The organism is Vibrio plantisponsor, from assembly GCF_013041605.1.
Lineage (GTDB): Bacteria > Pseudomonadota > Gammaproteobacteria > Enterobacterales > Vibrionaceae > Vibrio > Vibrio plantisponsor.
This window is the reverse complement of the sequence record NZ_JABEQC010000002.1, coordinates 244492-264126: the sequence shown is the minus strand read 5'-3', so window position 1 is coordinate 264126 and position 19635 is coordinate 244492. Positions and strand designations below refer to the sequence as shown.

General features: G+C 43.4%; 21 protein-coding genes and 1 other annotated feature. Of the genes, 8 read left to right on the top strand and 13 right to left on the bottom strand.

Annotation, left to right across the window (positions count from 1 at the left end):
- Window positions 1–33 precede the first annotated feature (33 nt).
- Genes HKI82_RS04580 through HKI82_RS04570 form a run of 3 tightly spaced genes read left to right on the top strand, consistent with a single transcriptional unit; the run spans window position 34 to window position 3679 of the window.
- Window positions 34–1602 carry an ABC transporter ATP-binding protein gene (locus HKI82_RS04580; protein ID WP_102940438.1) on the top strand — a complete coding sequence of 523 codons (1569 nt, stop codon included), beginning with the start codon at window positions 34–36 and terminating at the stop codon, window positions 1600–1602.
- Entirely contained in the window at window positions 1599–2711 is a 1113-nt protein-coding gene (locus tag HKI82_RS04575; protein WP_042480344.1) for an ABC transporter permease, read from the top strand. Before HKI82_RS04580 ends, HKI82_RS04575 begins: the two co-directional genes overlap by 4 nt.
- Window positions 2712–2713: 2 nt before the next feature.
- Window positions 2714–3679: an ABC transporter permease gene (locus HKI82_RS04570; RefSeq protein ID WP_042480347.1), complete on the top strand. Its 966-nt coding sequence runs from the start codon at window positions 2714–2716 to the stop codon at window positions 3677–3679.
- A gap of 50 nt (window positions 3680–3729) precedes the next feature.
- On the opposite strand, the gene HKI82_RS04565 is transcribed toward HKI82_RS04570, so the two are convergent.
- From HKI82_RS04565 to HKI82_RS04550, 4 genes are all read right to left on the bottom strand, one after another.
- Window positions 3730–4533: a TatD family hydrolase gene (locus tag HKI82_RS04565; protein WP_171137328.1), complete on the bottom strand. Its 804-nt coding sequence runs from the start codon at window positions 4531–4533 to the stop codon at window positions 3730–3732.
- The gene (locus tag HKI82_RS04560; protein WP_171137327.1) at window positions 4508–4681 is read right to left on the bottom strand and encodes a DUF5363 family protein; all 174 of its coding nucleotides are present in this window, start codon (window positions 4679–4681) and stop codon (window positions 4508–4510) included. The genes HKI82_RS04565 and HKI82_RS04560 overlap by 26 nt, the downstream gene beginning before the upstream one ends.
- A gap of 19 nt (window positions 4682–4700) precedes the next feature.
- Entirely contained in the window at window positions 4701–5474 is a 774-nt protein-coding gene (gene yaaA, locus HKI82_RS04555; protein WP_171137326.1) for a peroxide stress protein YaaA, read from the bottom strand.
- A gap of 126 nt (window positions 5475–5600) precedes the next feature.
- Window positions 5601–7040, bottom strand: coding sequence for an alanine/glycine:cation symporter family protein (locus HKI82_RS04550; RefSeq protein ID WP_042480352.1), 1440 nt, complete (start codon window positions 7038–7040; stop codon window positions 5601–5603).
- 676 nt (window positions 7041–7716) lie between these two features.
- On the opposite strand from HKI82_RS04550, the gene HKI82_RS04545 reads away from it, so the two are divergent.
- The gene (locus HKI82_RS04545; RefSeq protein ID WP_042480353.1) at window positions 7717–7905 is read left to right on the top strand and encodes a DUF3545 family protein; all 189 of its coding nucleotides are present in this window, start codon (window positions 7717–7719) and stop codon (window positions 7903–7905) included.
- A 62-nt stretch (window positions 7906–7967) separates the two neighbouring features.
- Here HKI82_RS04545 and HKI82_RS04540 read toward each other — a convergent pair whose 3' ends face one another.
- Both HKI82_RS04540 and ung read right to left on the bottom strand, forming a co-directional pair.
- Complete coding sequence (locus HKI82_RS04540) at window positions 7968–8519, bottom strand: hemerythrin domain-containing protein (protein ID WP_042480356.1); 552 nt, start codon at window positions 8517–8519, stop codon at window positions 7968–7970.
- Between the two features lie 106 nt (window positions 8520–8625).
- A complete protein-coding gene (gene ung / locus HKI82_RS04535; RefSeq protein WP_171137325.1) occupies window positions 8626–9312 on the bottom strand; it encodes a uracil-DNA glycosylase in 687 nt (228 codons plus the stop codon).
- Window positions 9313–9451: 139 nt separating this feature from the next.
- On the opposite strand from ung, the gene HKI82_RS20600 reads away from it, so the two are divergent.
- The gene (locus tag HKI82_RS20600; protein ID WP_261881152.1) at window positions 9452–9583 is read left to right on the top strand and encodes a hypothetical protein; all 132 of its coding nucleotides are present in this window, start codon (window positions 9452–9454) and stop codon (window positions 9581–9583) included.
- Between the two features lie 144 nt (window positions 9584–9727).
- Here the strand turns inward: HKI82_RS20600 and nfo are convergent, their stop codons facing one another.
- Window positions 9728–10603 carry a deoxyribonuclease IV gene (gene nfo, locus HKI82_RS04530; RefSeq protein ID WP_171137324.1) on the bottom strand — a complete coding sequence of 292 codons (876 nt, stop codon included), beginning with the start codon at window positions 10601–10603 and terminating at the stop codon, window positions 9728–9730.
- A gap of 338 nt (window positions 10604–10941) precedes the next feature.
- On the opposite strand from nfo, the gene grcA reads away from it, so the two are divergent.
- Window positions 10942–11319 (top strand): autonomous glycyl radical cofactor GrcA, encoded by a 378-nt coding sequence (gene grcA, locus HKI82_RS04525; RefSeq protein ID WP_102940442.1) that lies wholly within the window; start codon window positions 10942–10944, stop codon window positions 11317–11319.
- 96 nt (window positions 11320–11415) lie between these two features.
- Here grcA and thrC read toward each other — a convergent pair whose 3' ends face one another.
- From thrC to thrA, 3 genes are read right to left on the bottom strand one after another with little or no spacing between them, the layout of a single operon-like run.
- Window positions 11416–12702, bottom strand: coding sequence for a threonine synthase (gene thrC, locus HKI82_RS04520; RefSeq protein ID WP_171137323.1), 1287 nt, complete (start codon window positions 12700–12702; stop codon window positions 11416–11418).
- On the bottom strand, window positions 12699–13655 hold the full coding sequence (gene thrB / locus HKI82_RS04515) for a homoserine kinase (protein WP_171137388.1): 957 nt from the start codon (window positions 13653–13655) through the stop codon (window positions 12699–12701). Before thrB ends, thrC begins: the two co-directional genes overlap by 4 nt.
- 18 nt (window positions 13656–13673) lie before the next feature.
- Complete coding sequence (gene thrA / locus HKI82_RS04510; protein WP_171137322.1) at window positions 13674–16133, bottom strand: bifunctional aspartate kinase/homoserine dehydrogenase I; 2460 nt, start codon at window positions 16131–16133, stop codon at window positions 13674–13676.
- 30 nt (window positions 16134–16163) lie between these two features.
- Window positions 16164–16282: a sequence feature (Thr leader region), on the bottom strand.
- Between the two features lie 288 nt (window positions 16283–16570).
- On the opposite strand from thrA, the gene HKI82_RS04505 reads away from it, so the two are divergent.
- Window positions 16571–17062, top strand: a complete 492-nt coding sequence (locus tag HKI82_RS04505) for a DUF7840 domain-containing protein (RefSeq protein ID WP_171137321.1) — start codon at window positions 16571–16573, stop codon at window positions 17060–17062.
- On the opposite strand, the gene HKI82_RS04500 is transcribed toward HKI82_RS04505, so the two are convergent.
- Window positions 17059–17544: a putative 4-hydroxy-4-methyl-2-oxoglutarate aldolase gene (locus HKI82_RS04500; RefSeq protein ID WP_102940446.1), complete on the bottom strand. Its 486-nt coding sequence runs from the start codon at window positions 17542–17544 to the stop codon at window positions 17059–17061. The genes HKI82_RS04505 and HKI82_RS04500 overlap by 4 nt on opposite strands.
- Window positions 17545–17617: 73 nt before the next feature.
- Entirely contained in the window at window positions 17618–18004 is a 387-nt protein-coding gene (locus HKI82_RS04495) for a DUF3293 domain-containing protein (RefSeq protein ID WP_102940447.1), read from the bottom strand.
- Window positions 18005–18325: 321 nt separating this feature from the next.
- Here HKI82_RS04495 and arcA point away from each other — a divergent pair, with 321 nt between their 5' ends.
- Entirely contained in the window at window positions 18326–19042 is a 717-nt protein-coding gene (gene arcA, locus HKI82_RS04490) for a two-component system response regulator ArcA (RefSeq protein ID WP_042480376.1), read from the top strand.
- Between the two features lie 130 nt (window positions 19043–19172).
- Here arcA and HKI82_RS04485 read toward each other — a convergent pair whose 3' ends face one another.
- On the bottom strand, window positions 19173–19634 hold the full coding sequence (locus HKI82_RS04485; protein ID WP_102940448.1) for a hypothetical protein: 462 nt from the start codon (window positions 19632–19634) through the stop codon (window positions 19173–19175).
- Window position 19635 lies beyond the last annotated feature (1 nt).

Genomic DNA, 19635 nt, shown 5'->3' with positions numbered 1-19635 from the left:
TCTGTTGACCTCATTAGTTCAGGAAGTTTTTACGTGACGCAATCTCAAAACTATGCCATCGAGCTTAAAAAAATCGATAAACGCTTTGGTGCCGTTCACGCGAATAAAGCTATCGATTTAAAAGTTCCAGCAGGTACGATTCACGGCATTATCGGTGAAAATGGCGCTGGTAAATCCACCTTGATGAGCATCATCTACGGTTTTTATACACCAAACTCAGGTGAGATGTTTGTCGATGGTAAACCATATAACCCTAACAACTCTCAGGAAGCGATTGCCGCAGGGATAGGCATGGTTCACCAACACTTTATGTTGGTTGATACCTTCACGGTTCTTGAAAACGTGGTTCTCGGCGCTGAATCAGGCTGGAAACTAGAAGACAGCTTAAAAGCTGCAAGAAAGAAATTGCACCAAATAGAAAAAGACTACGGTTTAGATGTTCCACTGGATAAATTGGTTGGTGACCTACCTGTTGGTTTGCAACAACGAGTTGAAATTCTTAAAGCTCTCTACCGCGATGCAAAACTGCTTATTCTTGACGAACCAACTGGCGTATTAACGCCTCAAGAAGCGGATCACTTGTTCGCGATTCTGGACAAGCTTCGCAGTCAAGGCACAACGGTTATTATCATCACTCATAAACTGCGTGAAGTACTGGCTATTACCGACAACATTTCGGTGATGCGTCAAGGTCAGATGGTTGCCGATGTCAAAACCTCAGACACCAACCGAGAAGAGCTTGCAGAGCTGATGGTGGGACGTAAAGTTCGCCTAAAAGTTGATAAGTCTGAAGCCAAACCAGCCAAAGAGTTACTGAAGGTAAACAAGCTAGGCTACGTCGATCACAGCGGTGTTAAGCGCGTCAAAGACATCAGCTTCTCAGTACGAGCTGGTGAGCTGGTCGGTATTGCTGGGGTATCCGGCAATGGTCAATCAGAGATCCTGTCTTTGCTATCTGGTATCTTGAAGCCAACTTCCGGTAGTTTTGAACTCAATGGACATACCATTTCTGTCGATAAACCGGCAGATCCTCAACAGGTTAGAGCTATGGGTGTCGGTCATATTCCTGAAGATCGCCACAAACAAGGCTTAATCAATAAATTTGAAGCTCAAGAAGCTTACATCTTGGGTTACCACAATCTACCGAAATACAACAAAGGCTTGCTGCAAGACAAAGCCGCTATTTCGAAGATTTGCCAAGAGAGTATGGATAAATGGGATGTTCGCCCGAATGATATCCACCTGAAAACGGCAAACTTCTCTGGTGGTAACCAGCAAAAACTGGTGATTGCCCGTGAAATGGAAGAGAACCCAGATGTCCTTCTGATAGGCCAACCTACTCGTGGGGTGGACATTGGCGCGATTGAGTATATCCACCAGCAAATCATTGCTAGCCGAGATGCAGGAAAAGCCGTGCTATTGGTCTCTGTTGAACTGGATGAAATCCTCAGCCTTGCCGATCGCATATTGGTTGTGTTTGATGGCGCTATTGTCGGTGAACTGCAAGCTCATCAGGCTGATGAGAAAACATTAGGTCTTATGATGGCGAACATTATTCCAGACCACATAAAAGAGAGTATTGCCCAAGGAGAGACGGCATGAGTCAGGCAAAAGTGCCCGCTTGGGTAACCATAGCGCTGTTACCTGCGATTAACGTTTTGGTCGCGTTTTTAGTTTCAGCTTTGTTATTTATCTATATTGATATCAACCCATTAGATGCCATCAAAGTCATGTGGACGGGCGCGTTCGGTTACGCTGAAGGCTTCGGTTACACCCTTTACTACACCACTGGTTTTATCTTTACAGGTTTAGCCGTTGCAGTGGCTTATCACGCAGGGCTATTCAACATTGGTGTGGAAGGTCAGGCATATATTGGTGGTCTGGGTGTTGGGATAATCTGTTTAACCCTCGGTGAATATGCACCTTGGTATGTGGTATTTCCTGTAGCGGTTATCGCTGGCGGCATTTTTGGTGCGGCTTGGGCGTTTATTCCTGCTTACTTACAGGCAAAACGAGGTTCTCATATCGTTATTACAACGATCATGTTTAACTTCATTGCAGCTTCGCTTATGGCATACCTTCTCGTTGACATTCTGAAGCCAGAAACCACGATGGCAACAGAAAGTCGCGTGTTTGCACAAGGTAGCTGGCTACCAAAAATGCACGAACTGTTTGCTGTATTTGGTATCAACGTTGCGCCAAGCCCACTCAACATCAGTTTTATTTTCGCTCTGTTGTGCTGTGTGTTTGTGTGGCTATTCATTTGGCACTCTCGCTGGGGCTATGAGATTCGCTCTATTGGCGCGAATGCGTCAGCTGCTTCTTACGCAGGTATTAACTACCTGAAGATAATCGTCATTACTATGCTGCTTTCTGGCATGTTGGCGGGCTTCTTTGGTATCAACGTACTGCAAGGTGAGCTTCACCAGATCAAACTGAACTTCGTAGAAGGGTTTGGCTTCACTGGTATTGCAGTAGCTTTGATGGGACGAAACCACCCAGTAGGTGTTGTTCTCGCAAGTTTACTGTTTGGCTTCCTCTATCAGGGCGGTGCTGAGCTGAGCTTCGACTACGGCGTTGACCGTAACATCGTTGTGGTACTGCAAGGTCTGGTGATTCTTTTCTCTGGTGCACTTGAGTACATGTTCAAACCTTCAATTGAACGCATTTATCTGCGCTTATTTGGCAAACAAGAACATGGAGTTGCGTAATCATGTTTGAAACCATCATTTTAATGGCTGATGCCACAATTCGTGTTGCCACCCCACTTATTCTTGCCGCTCTAGCCGGTATGTTTAGTGAACGTTCAGGTGTAGTAAACATCGCACTAGAAGGTAAACTTTTGGCAGCCGCTTTCGCAGGTGCTGCGACAGCTTACATCACAGGCTCAGCTTGGCTGGGTGTTTGTGCTGGGGTGCTAGTGTCTATTCTGCTTGCTTTACTTCACGGCTTTGCTTCGATTACACACCGTGGTGACCAAGTAGTCAGCGGTATGGCAATCAATATTCTGGCGACAGGTTTAACCGTAACTCTAGGACGTTACTGGTTCAATCAAGGCGGTCAAACACCAGCGCTTTCTGGCGATGCTCGTTTTGCACCAATAACATTACCGGGCGCTGATGCCTTACAAGATGTTCCAGTTGTTGGGCTCATTTATTCTGAGCTAATCAGCGGTCACTCGATTATTGAGTATGTGGCTTTAGCGGCAGTACCTTTGTCTTGGTATGTCTTGTTCAAAACTCGCTTCGGTTTACGCTTAAGAGCGGTAGGTGATTCTCCGGCGGCAGTGGATACAGCCGGTATTTCGGTTGCTGGCATGCGTTATAGTGCCATGGTGATCTGTGGCTTATTGGTAGGTTTGGCTGGCGTGTACCTCTCAGTAGGTCAAACTGCCCAGTTCATTCCTAACATGAGCGCAGGTAAAGGCTATATGGCACTTGCTGCTCTTATCTTTGGTAAGTGGCGCCCTGTGACAGCTATGGCAGCCTGTTTGCTGTTCGGCTTCCTTGATGCGTTGGCAATTCGTCTGCAAGGCGTTAGCGTAGGTGAGTTCCCTATTCCGGTTCAAGCCATCGAAGCGTTGCCATATATCTTGACGGTATTTCTACTTGCTGGATTTATTGGTAAAGCAGTTGCGCCAAAAGCAATTGGTGTTCCATATACCAAAGAGCGCGAATAACGATTTATTCTTTTTCCTAAAACAAAGGGAGCGAATTTCGCTCCCTTTTGCTATTCAGCAATCCGAAACAGCTCAATACTGTTTGCCCAAAGCTGAGATGCCAGTTGTTCTTTATTGGTGCCTCTCAGCGCCACCAACTCTTCTAAGACATGAACTAAGTATTTAGGATGATTCGCCTCGCCTTGCCTGCCGGATAACGGCATGTCCGGTGCATCGGTTTCTAAAACCAGAGACTCTATCGGTAATTGGCTGATCGCTTGTCGAGTTTTATTAGCTCGTGGGTAAGTAATCACTCCGCCTACACCGATTTTAAAGCCAAGGTCGATAAATTGTCTGGCTTGTTGTTCACTGCCGGAAAAAGCATGTAACACACCACCTTGAGTAAAGCGATGTTGTTTAATTAATTGCAGCAGTCGGTTATGCGTTTTGCGGCTATGCAGAATGACAGGAAGACGGGCGTGTTGTGCCATGGCTATTTGGGCAATGAAAACACGTTCTTGCAGCGAGGCATTGACCTCAACCATAGCGTCTAATCCACATTCGCCAACCGCAACACAAGCGCTTTCTCGCAGTGCTAATTCATCTTCTAACTGCTGCAACTGTTCATCGGAAAAGTGTTCAAGAAAATAAGGATGAAAACCGAGGGCGTATCGAAGGGTTGCTGGGTATTGTGCTGCGAGATTTTTCACTCGCAGCCAATTAAAAACACCAACAGATGGAATAAGGATTTTATCTACCTGAGCATGCGTTGCGGCGGACATTTGCTCCGGAAACGATGCGGCAAACTCATCAAAATCAAAGTGGCAATGAGTGTCAAACAGCCGCAGCTTATGATTTTTCAATGTCTTTGCCATGAGAAGGGTCTTTGTCATGACTCGGTTCTTTATCATGAATCGGATCTTTACGATAAGGAACGCAGCAACGTTTTTGATCTGGTGTCAAGCCCATGCTTTGGCACCAATCATCATAGCGTGCCAGCCATTTTTTAAACCAAGTTAGCATAACAACCTCATCTATAGGCTTATTGTTCTTCTCGTTTGAATACAAGCTCTGTTGCTGTCGATTCAGCGGCACAGTAGTAGTAGCCAGCAGTATCAAAAGATTCTAACTGCTTCACAGACTCAATATGGTTTTCAATAATGTAGCGTGCCATAATGCCGCGGGCTTTTTTAGCAAAGAAGCTGATCACCTTATATTGACCATTTTTGCAGTCTTTAAACACAGGAGTGATCACTTGGGCATCTAAAGCTTTCGGTTTAACGGCTTTAAAGTATTCATTCGAAGCGAGATTGATTAGCACATTATCTTCTTGTGCTTTAATCGCTTCATTTAGCTTATCGGTAATAATGTTGCCCCAGAACTGATAGAGATTGCTGCCACGTTCATTGCCCAGCTTAGTACCCATTTCGAGACGGTAAGGCTGCATAAGATCGAGAGGCTTCAACAAACCGTATAAGCCTGACAGCATACGCAGATGAGTTTGCGCATAATCTAAATCCGCTTCAGACAACGTTTCTGCTTCGAGACCAGTGTAGACATCACCTTTGAAAGCAAAGATCGCAGGGCGAGAATTGTCAGGTGTGAAGGTTTCGGTCCACTGCTCAAAGCGTGCCACGTTCAAACCAGCAATTTTGTCACTGACTTTCATTAAGTCAGCAATATCTTGCGGAGTCAGTGTACGGCACACTTTGATTAATTCCGCTGAATGCGAAGTCAACTCTGGCTGGGTAAAGCGAGTTGTTGGCAAAGGAGATTCATAATCCAATGTTTTTGCTGGAGAGACCACGATAAGCATAAGGTTTCCTTTATAAATTCTGTTGAGCTGACTTTTATTGCTTTTGAACGATAGCTTACAAAAAAAGCCATGCAGTGTCTGCATGGCTTTTCCAATCTATAACATCGGTACTATCTATTAGTGTACTTAGTTTGCTTTATTCGACTTCGATTGATCCCAGATTCCATCTTCAAGTTGAGTTTTTAGTTCTGGGTAGTCATTGGCATTAAAAGTCGGTACTTTGCCCGCGTCTAGCTGACGGTTGTAGTCTTTCGCAAGCTTAATTACGGTTCCAGACAGAAGCAGAATCGCAATCAAGTTAACAATCGCCATCAAGCCCATAGAAACATCGGCCATAGCCCAAACCGTAGGCAGTGTCGCTAACGCACCAAACATCACCATACTTAAGAAAATCAGACGAAATACAACTAAACCTTTCTTGTTGTTGTGCTCAAGGAATATAAGGTTCGTTTCCGCATATGAATAGTTCGCAATGATTGAGGTGAAGGCAAAGAAGAAAATTGCCATCGCAATAAACACTCCGCCCCAATCACCGACTTGTGAACTGAGTGCACGTTGTGTTAGTTCAATACCTGTAATTTCACCGTGCGGAACATATTCACCAGACACTAGGATGATCGCCATAGTCGCTGAACAGATCACGATAGTATCAACGAAAACGCCCAGCATTTGCACATAACCTTGAGACGCAGGGTGTGGAGGATAAGGCGTTGCAGAAGCCGCCGCATTCGGAGCAGAACCCATACCCGCTTCGTTTGAGAACAATCCACGTTTAACACCGTTGATCATTGCCTGTGCAATCGCATAACCAAGACCACCAGCAGCAGCTTGTTCAAAACCAAAAGCACTTTTGATGATCAGAGAGAATACCGCAGGTACTTTCTCTATATTCATGAACACAACCACAAGCGCAATCGCTAAGTAGGCAATTGCCATAAATGGAACGATAAGCTCAGCGGTACGTGCAATTTTACGAATACCACCGAAAATAACGAAGGCGGTAAGTAGCACAATACCTACACCCACCATCATTGGATCAAAGCCAAATGCATTGCTCATCGCATTTGAAATCGAGTTTGCTTGTACTGCGTTGAACACTAAGCCGAATGCAATGATAAGGAAGATTGAGAAAAGAACGCCCATCCAGCGCATACCCAAGCCTTTCTCCATGTAATAAGCAGGACCACCACGGTAGTTACCGTCCTTATCACGTGACTTATAAAGCTGAGCAAGAGTACTTTCTGCAAATGATGTCGCCATGCCTAGCATTGCAGTCATCCACATCCAGAAGATTGCACCAGGGCCACCAACAGTTAATGCAACGGCAACACCGGCCATGTTACCTGTACCTACGCGAGCAGCAAGGCTGGTACAAAGAGCTTGAAAAGAGGAGATACCAGCATTGTCAGCTTTACGGCTGTTTCTCAACACACTGAACATGTGCCCAAAATGGCGAAATTGGATGAAGCCTAAACGCAATGTGAAGTAAATACCGACACCGACAAGGAGATACACCAGTATCGATCCCCAAAGCAGGTCGTTCATTAAGTTAATTAAGTCTGTCACAAAAACCTCTAAAAAGAGTAAGTATTAGAACCTGAAAATAAAAGTTAGCACTTTAACTACACGCTCGCTGGCTGCGATTTGCTTTTATAATGGTGTGTAGTTCAGGAGAATGGCGACACCTAATCGGTTTAGGTATCTATATGATGGGCGAGAATGATGCAGGCAGGGTTGTTAAAAATCAATATGAGTTAAGTTGCATTTATGAGAATCCATCAGCGCTATTCGCACAAACAACCTCAAGCACACATCACACAAATAAAACATTACCATTACATTAATTAAACATCATTCCACTCATCAAACTTAGGTGATACACAATAAGTTAAAGCCACGTTCCCCCCTAAAGCTCTATATGCCCCATCACAAAATGAATTCACATTGCGCAAGTTGAAACATTTAGAAACTTAGCGACCAGACCTTAACCAACCGTTAGTCTCTCGGCCTAGTTTGATAACCTTTTTTTAACATCAGCCAATTATCAATAAATAAGAAACACGGTATCCAACCGGTTAAATAACAACCAACCCAATGCTAACAAAGTTTATATTCCTGGAAGAAATCCATAAAAATTTCATATCAATGAAACAAATGAGAAATAAATCATAGTTATTGTCCTTAAAAATATGATATTTAGAAAAAACTCCAGGAAAGGAGACAACCAGAAAGAGGCTTGCTTATGGATGACTTGCACTTCGATGAACTGTTAGATGCACAGATCGCAAAGCTCCGCACAAATGCGAGTAGCAGAGCGAAACCAGCTAAAAGGATGTGGCGTGAGATAGAAGCTATACGAGATCGAAAACGGTTGGAAAGAGAGTTATTAGAAATGGATGTCTGTCTAGAACTTGATGACCTCAAATTATAAATAGAAGAGGCGCCTTTATTGGCGCCTCTTCTATTTCTACACTTTGACTTTGTACATTTTTCCTAATTGCACTCTGTTTCGCTTTTTCTTACTCGACGAGCAAGCTGAGCGTATCTTTCCGCAATGGTTGATCCAAATACAGGGTCATCTTCATTGCAATTCCACTCCGATTCAACCTTCTGCCAATCTGCCACGCTAAAAGTCCGATTAATCAGCGGTAAAACGGTTTGTTCTTCCATTTCTAAATGTTGACGCTGTGAATTAATGAATTGCTCCAGCTGCTCCATGAATACATCTTGAGGAACAACTGCATCATTTAAGATCATCTCAACGGTATTCAAAAACTCATGGGTTGATTTGGATAATTGAGCATGTTCTTTTTCTAAATCCGAAACTTCTTCATGCTCCCCATAGTGCTGAATGTAATGCCGATAAAGAATGTCTTCTTTAGGGTGGTGGACACTTTCAGAATGCCTTGAAAGATAATCCACAATCTCCTTAACGAGGCTGTAGTTAATCGGTTTTTCGTCTTTAAGAAGCTGTAACTTTCCGCGCAAAATAGCCAACAGTCGAGTCATGTATCCATGTTCACGTCTGATTCTTTCAATCATCATTGTGCGTCTCCCTTACACAGTCATGTAGGTAAAGTCTATATAAGGAATGACTAATTCGCTTTGATTTTGGTCGAAAAAACAGCAACAAGAACAACCATTCATCACATCATTGATTCGAATCAAGAGTTGGTTGCCAATCAATTGGCATTTGCCCCAGTTGTTTGAGTATCTGATTTGTTTGCGAAAAATGCTTACAACCTAAGAATCCTCGATGCGCTGATAACGGTGAAGGATGCGGAGCCATAAGCACATGATGCTTGCTTCTATCGATCATCTGCCCCTTTTTCTGAGCATGAGATCCCCAGAGAAGGAAGATCACACCTTGACGATGTTGGTTTAACGCATCGATTACACGGTCAGTGAACGTTTCCCACCCCGTTTTAGCATGTGAATGTGCCTTCCCCTGCTCTACTGTCAAAACCGTATTGAGCAACAATACGCCCTGATCCGCCCAGCTTTTTAAATAGCCATGATTCGGGATCTGAAAACCGTCAATATCTTGAGACAGTTCTTTATACATGTTCACCAGAGAAGGAGGCGTTTTCACTCCCGGTAAAACAGAAAAGCACAAGCCATGTGCCTGATTCGGCCCATGATAAGGGTCTTGTCCGAGGATAACGACTTTGACGTCATCGAACTCAGTAAAGCGAAAGGCATTAAACACATCTTTAGCAGGCGGGAAAATAACTTTACCAGCGGCTCGCTCAGCTTCGACAAACTTCAGCGTTTGCTGGAAATATTCTTGTTCTTTCTCTAGACCAATGACGTCGTGCCAAGTCAAGGAATGGCTCATAACAGCTCCTGAGTATCAAAATAATTGCTTTATCTTATACCCATGAGCACAAAGTTGCAGCCAGACAGCACTGGTAAAATCGAATACGACAACACTGAAACATCAGATTTTAATCAACAATGTCGTAAACGATTCACAAATGTCATCAACACAACAAGCAGGACATCAACCTATCGACAAACAACTGATCTCTTCAGTAAGCCTTACTTGCAATGAGATTTACTTGGTTGCGGTGAGCGATGGTGGCCTCGACCTGTTACATGCCTATTAGGCACTGGCATACGGGCAGCAGGTCGAGCACTGAATGATGAGGTAACACAAACTGAAGAGAACATAATTGGGCATCCTTCTTTACAACGTTTCATGAAAACGTCATGAGAAAAGCATGCCAATATCGTGATCTCAAACGAACAATTTATACACTTAAATGGTGATCGCGCATTGTTTGGATCTCTAAATGCCAAATATCAGGATCAATTGTTTCTAAAATCAAAGGGATATTATCAAAACGAGGATCTTTAGAGATGTACTCAAAGCAATCCCAACCGATCTCACCTTTGCCCAATGAGTGGTGGCGATCCAGCTTGCTGCCTAATCCACCTTTTGAGTCATTAATATGCATTGCTCTTAAATAGTGCATACCGACAACACGATCAAACTCGGCAAAAGTAGCTTCACAAGCGGCAAAGCTACTTAAATCGTAGCCAGCGGCAAAGGTGTGGCAAGTATCGAGGCAAACACCGACACGAGATTTGTCTTCTACTTGATCAATGATTGCCGCCAACTGCTCAAAGCGCCAGCCTAAGTTCGTTCCTTGCCCTGCTGTATTCTCGATAACAGCAATAACATCAGGTACAGCTTTATGAGCAAGGTTAATTGACTCCGCAATAGTCGCAAGGCACTGCTCTTCAGACACAAGTTTTAAGTGGCTACCCGGATGGAAGTTCAGCAGTTTCAACCCGAGCTGATTGCAACGCTCCATCTCATCAATAAATGCTGCACGCGATTTTTCCAGCTTATCTTCTTCTGGCGCGCCCAAATTAATTAAGTAGGAGTCATGAGGCAAAATATAGTCAGCAGAGAAACCTAAACGCTGACATTGCTCTTTGAAACGTCTTATTGTTGACGCTTCTAGTGGCTTCGCTACCCATTGACGCTGATTTTTAGTGAAGATAGCAAACGCGTTTGCACCAATCTCTTTTGCTCTTAATGGCGCCTGATCAACACCACCAGCAGCGGAAACATGAGCACCAATATATTTGTTGCCAAGAGGCTTTACTTCTTTTGTCATTTAATCACTTTCTACTTTCAAATTGGCTTTTATAACTTACTGATTTGTTCTAGTTAGCTTGTTCTAGCACGTTAAAATGTAGTTTTATTACCACAAATAGAACAAATTTTAACCATAAAATATATTTTAATAGTTAAAATTTAATTGAATAATTATATTTATTAATCACTTATTGATTGATATCAATTTATTCACCTTAAACCAATTAAGGTTTTATGTTGTTTTTTGACCTATATCAATACTATAATCATGGATATAAAATATATAATACGAAGCTCAACAATAATTACGAAATTTAACACCAATAAATACCACTGAAAGTGGACTAGGAGATATTGATGATCCAAGGTATCCAAATCACTAAAGCAGCTAATGATGACCTACTTAACTCTATTTGGCTAATCGATAGTGAAACAAACGAAGCTCGTTGTGTTGCAGCATCTGGTAGCTACTCAGAAGATCAAGTTGTTCCAGTATCTGACCTTGGCGAGTACGAAAGCCGTGAAGTGGCAATCGAAACTCCAGCAAAAATTGAAGGTGGCCAACACCTAAACGTTAACGTTCTTAAACGTGAAACGCTGGAAGATGCAGTAGCACACCCAGAGAAATACCCACAGCTAACTATCCGTGTATCGGGTTACGCTGTTCGTTTTAACTCTCTAACTCCAGAGCAACAACGCGACGTTATCGCTCGTACTTTTACTGAATCTCTATAATTCAGTTTTGCAAATTAAAAAAAGCGGTGCTCTTAAAGTAGCACCGCTTTTTTATGCTTTGTTGGTAGAGAATCAGTCATGATTCTCTACCTTGTATTACTCGCCACGAACCTTGATTAGAAGCTTTCTCAGTGCTGCGAAGTCAACGTCCATCTCATCAGACAGAAGTTCCATAACAGCATGCTTAGCCAAAGGAGCTGGTAGCTCGATATCTGTACCTAAAATCTCATCTACCACTTCTTTGAACTTAGCTGGGTGAGCAGTACATAAGAACAGTCCTGTTTCACCTTGTTGAAGTTGCTGATCAAGTACTCGGTAAGCAATTGCGCCGTGTGGTTCACACAAATAACCCAACGCGTTCAGCTCTTTCACTGATTCCGCACTTTCGCTATCGAGAACCGCACCTTTACCTAAAGTTTCTAAGCCCCAATCTTTGATCTTGCATAGCTCTTCGATACGAGGCCAGTTGTTTGGTTGGCTCACATCCATCGCATTTGAAGTGGTCGCCACTGTTGGTTTTGGATCCCATTTACCCGTTTCTAGGTAACGAGGTACAGTGTCGTTCGCATTTGTTGCGGCGATGAAACGCTTCACAGGTAAACCCAGAGCTTTCGCTAACAGACCAGCAGTAAGGTTACCGAAGTTACCACTTGGTACAGAGATAACTAGATTTTCGCGCTCAGCTTTGCTCATTTGAGCCGCAGCTTCGAAGTAATAGCAGATTTGCGCCATTAAGCGGCTGATATTGATAGAGTTAGCCGAATTAAGACCTACTTTTTCACGCAGCTCAGCATCATCAAAAGCGTTTTTAACTAACGCTTGGCACGCATCAAAATCGCCATTGACCGCTACAGTGTGAATGTTCTTGCCTAGAGTACAGAACAGCTTCTCTTGAAGTGGGCTGATTTTACCTTTTGGATAAAGGATCACGACGTTGATATCTTCCATGCCGTAGAAAGCATGAGCAACCGCAGCACCTGTATCGCCAGATGTTGCTGTTAGAATCGTGATTTTTCCGCCATTAGATACAGCCGCAAGAGACTGAGCCATAAAGCGGCCACCAAAGTCTTTAAACGCAAGCGTTGGACCATGGAACAGTTCAAGAGCATAAACGCCATCTTTTACTGATTTGATTGGCGCTGGGAACTGGAACGCAGATGCCACCATCTCATTCACTTTCTCGCTTGGCAGTTCGTCACCAATCAAAGCAGATAGGATTTTAGTGCTACGAGATACGAAATCTTCCGCTAATAGCGCATCGATATCATCAAACTTTGGTAATTCCGACGGGAAAAATAGACCTTGGTTACGGCCTAACCCTTGGCGCACGGCTTGGCCAAAGGATACTTGTTCATCATTTTCTTTTATGTTGTAAAGCTTCATAGCTCACTTCCTGTAACTTTTGAACCGTTTTTGTCTAGACGACAAACGTGAACGAATCCTTCTTCGTTTTGTACGTAGTTTTGTTCCAGCCAACGCGCAACACGTTCGGCAACGTCTTTCTCTTTGCATACGCTAAATAGTGTTGGACCGCTACCAGAGATGCCTGTCGCCAATGCTCCAGCAGAAAGCGCATATTGGCGAGCCTTCGCAAAACCAGGCAGCAGTTTCTCACGATAAGGTTCTGCGATCACGTCTTTGATCATTTTCGCAGCTAACTCAGGCTGATTGGTGTGGCAGGCATGAATAAAGCCTGCCAAATAACGACCATGAGCGATGATATCTTGGCGGCGATACTGAGACGGCAAGATAGCTCGCGCTTCAGCCGTTGAAACCTTAATACCCGGATAAGCCATTACCCAGTACCAATCATCAAAGCACGGCACCTCTTGGCTGATAATGCCAAGCTCTTCCAACATCAGTTGGACGCCACCAAGGTAACAAGGTGCTACGTTGTCATAGTGAATGCCACCAGAGATCTTTCCTTCCATTTCACCCATTAATGCCAACAGTTCAGTTTCGTTTAATGGTTGATCATGGAATAGGTTGAGCGCATCCAGTGCAGCCACAATTGAACAAGCACTTGAGCCTAGACCAGAACCGATAGGCATGTTCTTCTCTAGCGTCATTTCAAGAGGCTTAAGCTCAACTTGTTTTTTCTCTAACTCACGAGCAAATACCGTCCAACAATCGTAAACGATGTTTTCTTTTGGGTTTTCAGGAAGCTTAGAAACGAAGCTGCCTGCTGTTTTAAGAGTAAAAGGCTCTGAGCCTGCTTTTACCTGAACTCGGTCGCCAAGCAGTGTTCCGTCAATCGGTGAAACCGCAGCACCCAATACATCGAAACCAACACTCACGTTACCGATAGAAGCTGGGGCGTAAACGACTACGCCCATGTCACTTGAACTCATTGATTAAATCCCTAATTTCCAGCCAAGCGTACGCATGACATCCGAGAATACACCTGCAGCAGTTACTTCAGTACCTGCACCGTAACCGCGTAGTACTAGCGGAATTGGCTGATAGTAGCGGCTGTAGAATGCCAGAGCGTTCTCGCCATCTTTAATTTTGAACATTGGGCCATTCTCATCGACCATCGCGATGTGCACTCGGCATTCACCTTCAGCGATCTCACCCACGTAGCGAAGAACTTTACCTTCCTCCGCCGCTGTAGCTGACAACTGTTGGAAATATTCATCCGCCTGAGGCAAGCGAGCCATGAAGTCTTCAACACTACCTGATGCATCAAAGCCTGGTGGAAGCGCTTGTTCTACTTTGATGTCTTCTAGCTCTAATACCATTCCCGCTTCACGAGCAAGGATAAGTAGCTTACGAGCAACATCCATACCTGATAGATCATCACGAGGATCAGGCTCTGTGAAACCTTTTTCTTTAGCAATCGTTGTTGCTTGGCTCAATGTCAGACCTTCATCTAACTTACCGAAGATGAATGAGAGAGAGCCAGATAAGATACCGTTGAATTTTTCCAGCTCATCACCAGCAGCAATGAGGTTCTGCAAGTTTTCGATAACTGGCAAACCCGCACCTACCGTTGTTTCGTACATCAACTTACGACGAGAGTGACGAGCCACTTCACGCAACTGATGGTAATACGCCATGCTTGCAGTGTTTGCTTTCTTGTTTGGCGTAACAACGTGGAAACCTGCCGCCAAGAAGTCTGTGTATTGATTTGCAATCGCTTCGCTAGACGTACAGTCAACCAGCACAGGGTTGATGATATGGTTACGGTTAACAAGAGCAATCAAGCGAGCTAGTGAAAACTCTTCAGACGCTGAGCCCATGCGGTCACGCCAGTTATCAAGTGGCAAACCTTCGCTATCAAGCAACAAGCCTTTGCTGTTCGCCAGACCACATACGCGAATCACTATACCTTTTTCCGCCAGTTTCGCTTGTTGACGGTTAATTTGATCAACTAACTCGCCACCAACACCACCTACACCGACAACGAATACGTCAAGGAAGTGCTTAGAATTAAATAAGTTTTCGTGACACGCTTTGATTGCGGAAGACACTTTGTCTTCTGGGATTACCGCTGAAATAGCACGCTCTGATGAACCTTGAGCAATCGCGACGATGTTAACGTGAGCTTCTGCCAACGATGCAAAGAACTGAGATGCCACACCGCGAGAGGTACGCATACCATCACCAACCAGAGTGATGATGGAAAGATCTTCTGTAAACTCGACAGGCTCTAAAAGACCATCTTTTAGCTCTAACTCAAACGCTTCAGACAGAGCTTGTTGAGCAAGCGTTTTATGCTCAGCTTCAATACAAAAACTAATGCTGTATTCAGACGATGATTGAGTGATCAGAACAATAGAAACGCCTGACGCAGACATCGCGCCAAATACGCGGCTCGCCATGCCAACCATGCCTTTCATACCTGGACCTGAAACGTTGACCATAGTCAGGTTGTTTAGCGTTGTAATGCCTTTAATCGCAAGATTGTCTTCACCAGTATCAAGACCAATTAAAGTACCCGGACCTTGAGGATTGAAACTGTTTTTGATTAGGCAAGGAATGTGGAATTGAGCAATTGGAGCGATTGTTTTTGGATGAAGAACGGAAGCGCCAAAATAAGACAACTCCATCGCTTCTTGGTAGCTTAGAGACTTCAACAAGCGAGCATCTTCAACTAAACGAGGGTCACAGTTGTAAACACCATCCACGTCAGTCCAAATTTCACAACACTCTGCTCGTAAACACGCGGCTAAGACAGCTGCAGAATAGTCTGAACCGTTGCGGCCTAGACAAACCAACTCGCCTTTTTTATTACCAGCAGTAAAACCAGGCATGATGTGTACGTGTTTTTCTGGAAGTGGGTTTAATTTGAAGTTTTGTGTTGAAACTTCCACATCAACCATAGCTTCTAAGTGATCGCCTTTCGCTAGCAGATACTTAACTGGGTCAATCAGGTTGGCGGCTAATCCTTTTGCTTCCATTACCGCTTTCATTAGCTGGATAGAAACACGCTCACCTTTACTGATGATACGCGCATTCACGTTGTCAGGGCACATACCCAGTAGGCTGATACCGTGCACGAACTGACGTAGCTGTGACATTGAGGTTTTGACTTGATTTTCATACGCAGCACCATCGATGTTTGGCAATACCGCTTTTACATCTTCAAATAAAGTGTTGAAAGACGATTCCAACTCTTTGATTTGTAGTTCTGCTTCTCCATTACGCATCGCGCTTTCAATAACTGCAACCAATTTATTTGTTGTTTTACCCGGTGCAGAAAGAACAACGGCAACGTCTTCCTGCTGAGCGTTATTGGCAATGATGTCTGCTGCCCGTAATAAACGGTCAGCATCTGCTAACGATGAACCTCCAAACTTTAGAACTCGCATCCCTTTACTCCAAGTCATTAAAAATAGGCATAAAAAAAGGCCTGTATCGGTGGGGGATACAGGCCTTCTTTGTAAATTTTACGCTTAGCAGCCTGCCCCAACACGCGTAATGTCGGTAATAATAATGGTGGTTGTCATCATTACTAGGCTGTTATTAAACATAGAAATCTTACTTCGTTTGTGTGTTTGCTTACCCCTACGTTTAACCTATTTTTTATCGCATAGTCAACGAAAAAGTAGTTTTTTTTTATGTTTCATTCTGATTAGTTAGCTAAGTCTCTAAAAAATCAACAATCATTATTTGAGCAAACAAAACCGACTAAGCAAATAACCAAATACTCTAACAACTCTCCTACCGACAATGCTTTTTGCACCTAGACTTTGTAAAGCGCAGTGGAAAAGTCATTTAAAAAATTTATAACTACAAGGGGGATATCATGAGACTTAGTCTTGGTATTACCTGCATGCTCATTGTTTTTAGTGCTCACTCCGAACAACTTCCTACTCTGCCTTCCATGCAGAAGGATTCTCCACATCGATTGTTTCTAACAAGTGAACAGATAACCAGCGAACAAAACAGAGATGAATTGGGTGGTTGGGATATCAACATTGATGGTGGATACGCCTATGCGATATTCAACGACATTGATATTTATGTCGGCGCCCGCATCAACCAATCTTACTCAGGCAACAACAGTTTTAGAGAGAATGGGTTGCTCAGTGGCGTTAGCTACCAGCTGACTGAAAAAGTCACATTAAGCAGTTCAGTACAATCCTATTTTTCGGATAAAAACAGTGAGAAAACCTCAAATATTGGAGCAGAACTGTCCAGCCGATTACAGCTTTCTGATGATTTAGATTTGCATGCCACTCTTGGCTATCAAGAGTGGCAACAAGGTGTTGAAGTGGGTTTAGGATTTCGTTTTTAACTTAAATCAAGCGCATGCTTAGAGAGTAAGATTCCATTCCAGTCGGCATAGATATAATCACCCGGCAACACCATTTGATTGTGCATAGTCAGGGCAACGTTCACTTTACCTACGCCTCGTTTCTCAGTTTTAAATGGGCAAGCATCTAGTGCTTTTATTCCTAAATCCATTTGCGAAAGTGCGACAACGTCTCGAACTGCGCCGTAGATAATCACGCCTTCCCAACCGTTATCAATCGCCATCATAGCGACCTGATCTCCCATCAGTGCTTTGCGGCGAGATCCGTGTCCATCCACCACTAGAACTTTACCCTTACCGTTCTGACTCAAAACTTCACGAACTTTTGAATTGTCGTGATAGCAACGAACTGTCACTATCTCTCCCCAGAAACTGCTTCTCATACCGTAATTTTGCAAAGGTAAGTCGAGTAAAGTCACCTGTGACTCGTAGCGATCACATATATCCGGTGTGATATCTTTCATCGTTCCTCCATGATTCTCGTAATTGTAATTTCAAAAAATAATTAGGCTCTAAAGGGGAATAACCTCTTTTGGGTTACAGTTTGAATAAATTGAAATCCCCTAAGCATTCCCGTAGTTCTCCCTTACAGGAATGTAAATAAAGCATGTTGTTACACACGTAATAAATGGCATTCTGCCTATAAACTCTGCCGAGCGCTAACGCCTTATCCAAAGGCATATTCACGGCAAAACTTTCTTCAAACCAATAAAACTCTGGATCACCAACGCGAACAGAACACCAATCATAACCAATCAGCTCATTCTGTAAACGTTGATTATTTACGCAATTCTCATATTCTGACAACTTATCACTTTCAGGGTTCCATGCGGTAATGATGGCGCAGTTTTCAAAGGCCATTTTATGTTGAAGATCAAATTTGACGTTGGAATAAGCTTGCCAAAGGTTTGCATTTATTTTCATGAGGTTACTGGTGTTACATCTCGTCATTAGTTTTAATATCTGTTACATTCTAACAATTGATGTAAATCAACAAAGTGATTGGAATTAACATTTGGCCGTTGTTAGCATGCTGTTAACATTATAGAATCCGGCTCAAAGACTAGTAGAACCAAAGAGGTATCGGATTCCTCATAGACTAGTGTTCCACGGATGGCGGGCAACCCGAGAGTAGATTTTTTACATAAATTAAGTTTTATTGTTAACATCAAATTACCCTATGTTATGTTTTTGCCTAGAATGAGTTCTATTAGCACAAATTTTTCACAAGTTTAGGTACCGCCAATGCAAACCCCGCAGATTCTTATCGTTGAAGACGAGCAAGTTACTCGTAACACTCTAAAGAGTATTTTTGAAGCCGAGGGATACGATGTTTTTGAAGCTAGTAACGGTGAAGAAATGCACCATGAACTATCTGACAACAACATCAACCTAGTGATCATGGATATCAACTTACCGGGTAAAAACGGTTTGTTGCTAGCTCGTGAGCTTCGTGAGCAAGCTGATGTTGCTTTAATGTTTTTGACTGGTCGCGACAACGAAGTAGATAAAATCCTTGGTCTAGAAATCGGTGCAGATGATTACATCACTAAGCCATTCAACCCTCGTGAACTAACTATTCGTGCTCGTAATCTACTAAGCCGTTCAATGAACACTGGCGTAACTCAAGATGAGAAACGCTCTGTTGAGAAATACGAATTCAACGGTTGGGTACTAGATATTAATAGCCGTTCACTGGTTAGCCCAAGTGGTGATGGTTACAAACTGCCTCGTTCAGAATTCCGTGCACTACTGCATTTCTGTGAAAATCCAGGCAAGATCCAAACTCGTGCTGATCTTCTTAAGAAGATGACAGGCCGTGAGTTGAAACCACATGACCGTACTGTAGACGTAACGATTCGTCGTATCCGTAAACACTTTGAGTCAGTGTCTGGTACTCCAGAAATCATCGCAACAATTCACGGTGAAGGTTACCGTTTCTGTGGCGACTTAGAAGAATAAGCCCACGCTGTTCTTACTACTAAAGAATGCAAAAAAAGCCCCTATTTGGGGCTTTTTTATTGTGTCTTGGGTTGGCAATTTGGTTTTTATTCAGAATGGGAAATTCTGTGAATTAACCTTATCGAACCGTTCAGTAGACCTTATCAATCGTGACATTACGTTCCACCAGCCAAACGTCTCCGTTGTTATCACTAAGCTCTAAAGCCACATGAACGCTCTTTTCAACATCCACAGGGATCTCTGTTGCGAACACCACTTCCCAAAGGTTTTCACTTAATGTTCTCAGTTCAGTCTCATCGCCTTGAACAATCCAAGTATTGTCTTTCTGCTTGATAACCACCATTTCAACAACAAGTTCCGCTGACAGTTCACCAGAAGTGTCTAGCATCAAAGTACCGTTGAGAGGTTGGCTCTCAGACGTTCCATCAACTTTAGGCATCTTGTCTGTCCACAGATTACTTTTAAGCTGGATGTCAGTCTCAGATAACGCAGCAAGATTACCCTGTTTCCAGTTAATATTTTCGTGATTAGAAGTCTGAGAAGTACATGCAGCCATTGTCAGAGCTAATAAAGCGAGAGCAAGTTTTTTCATT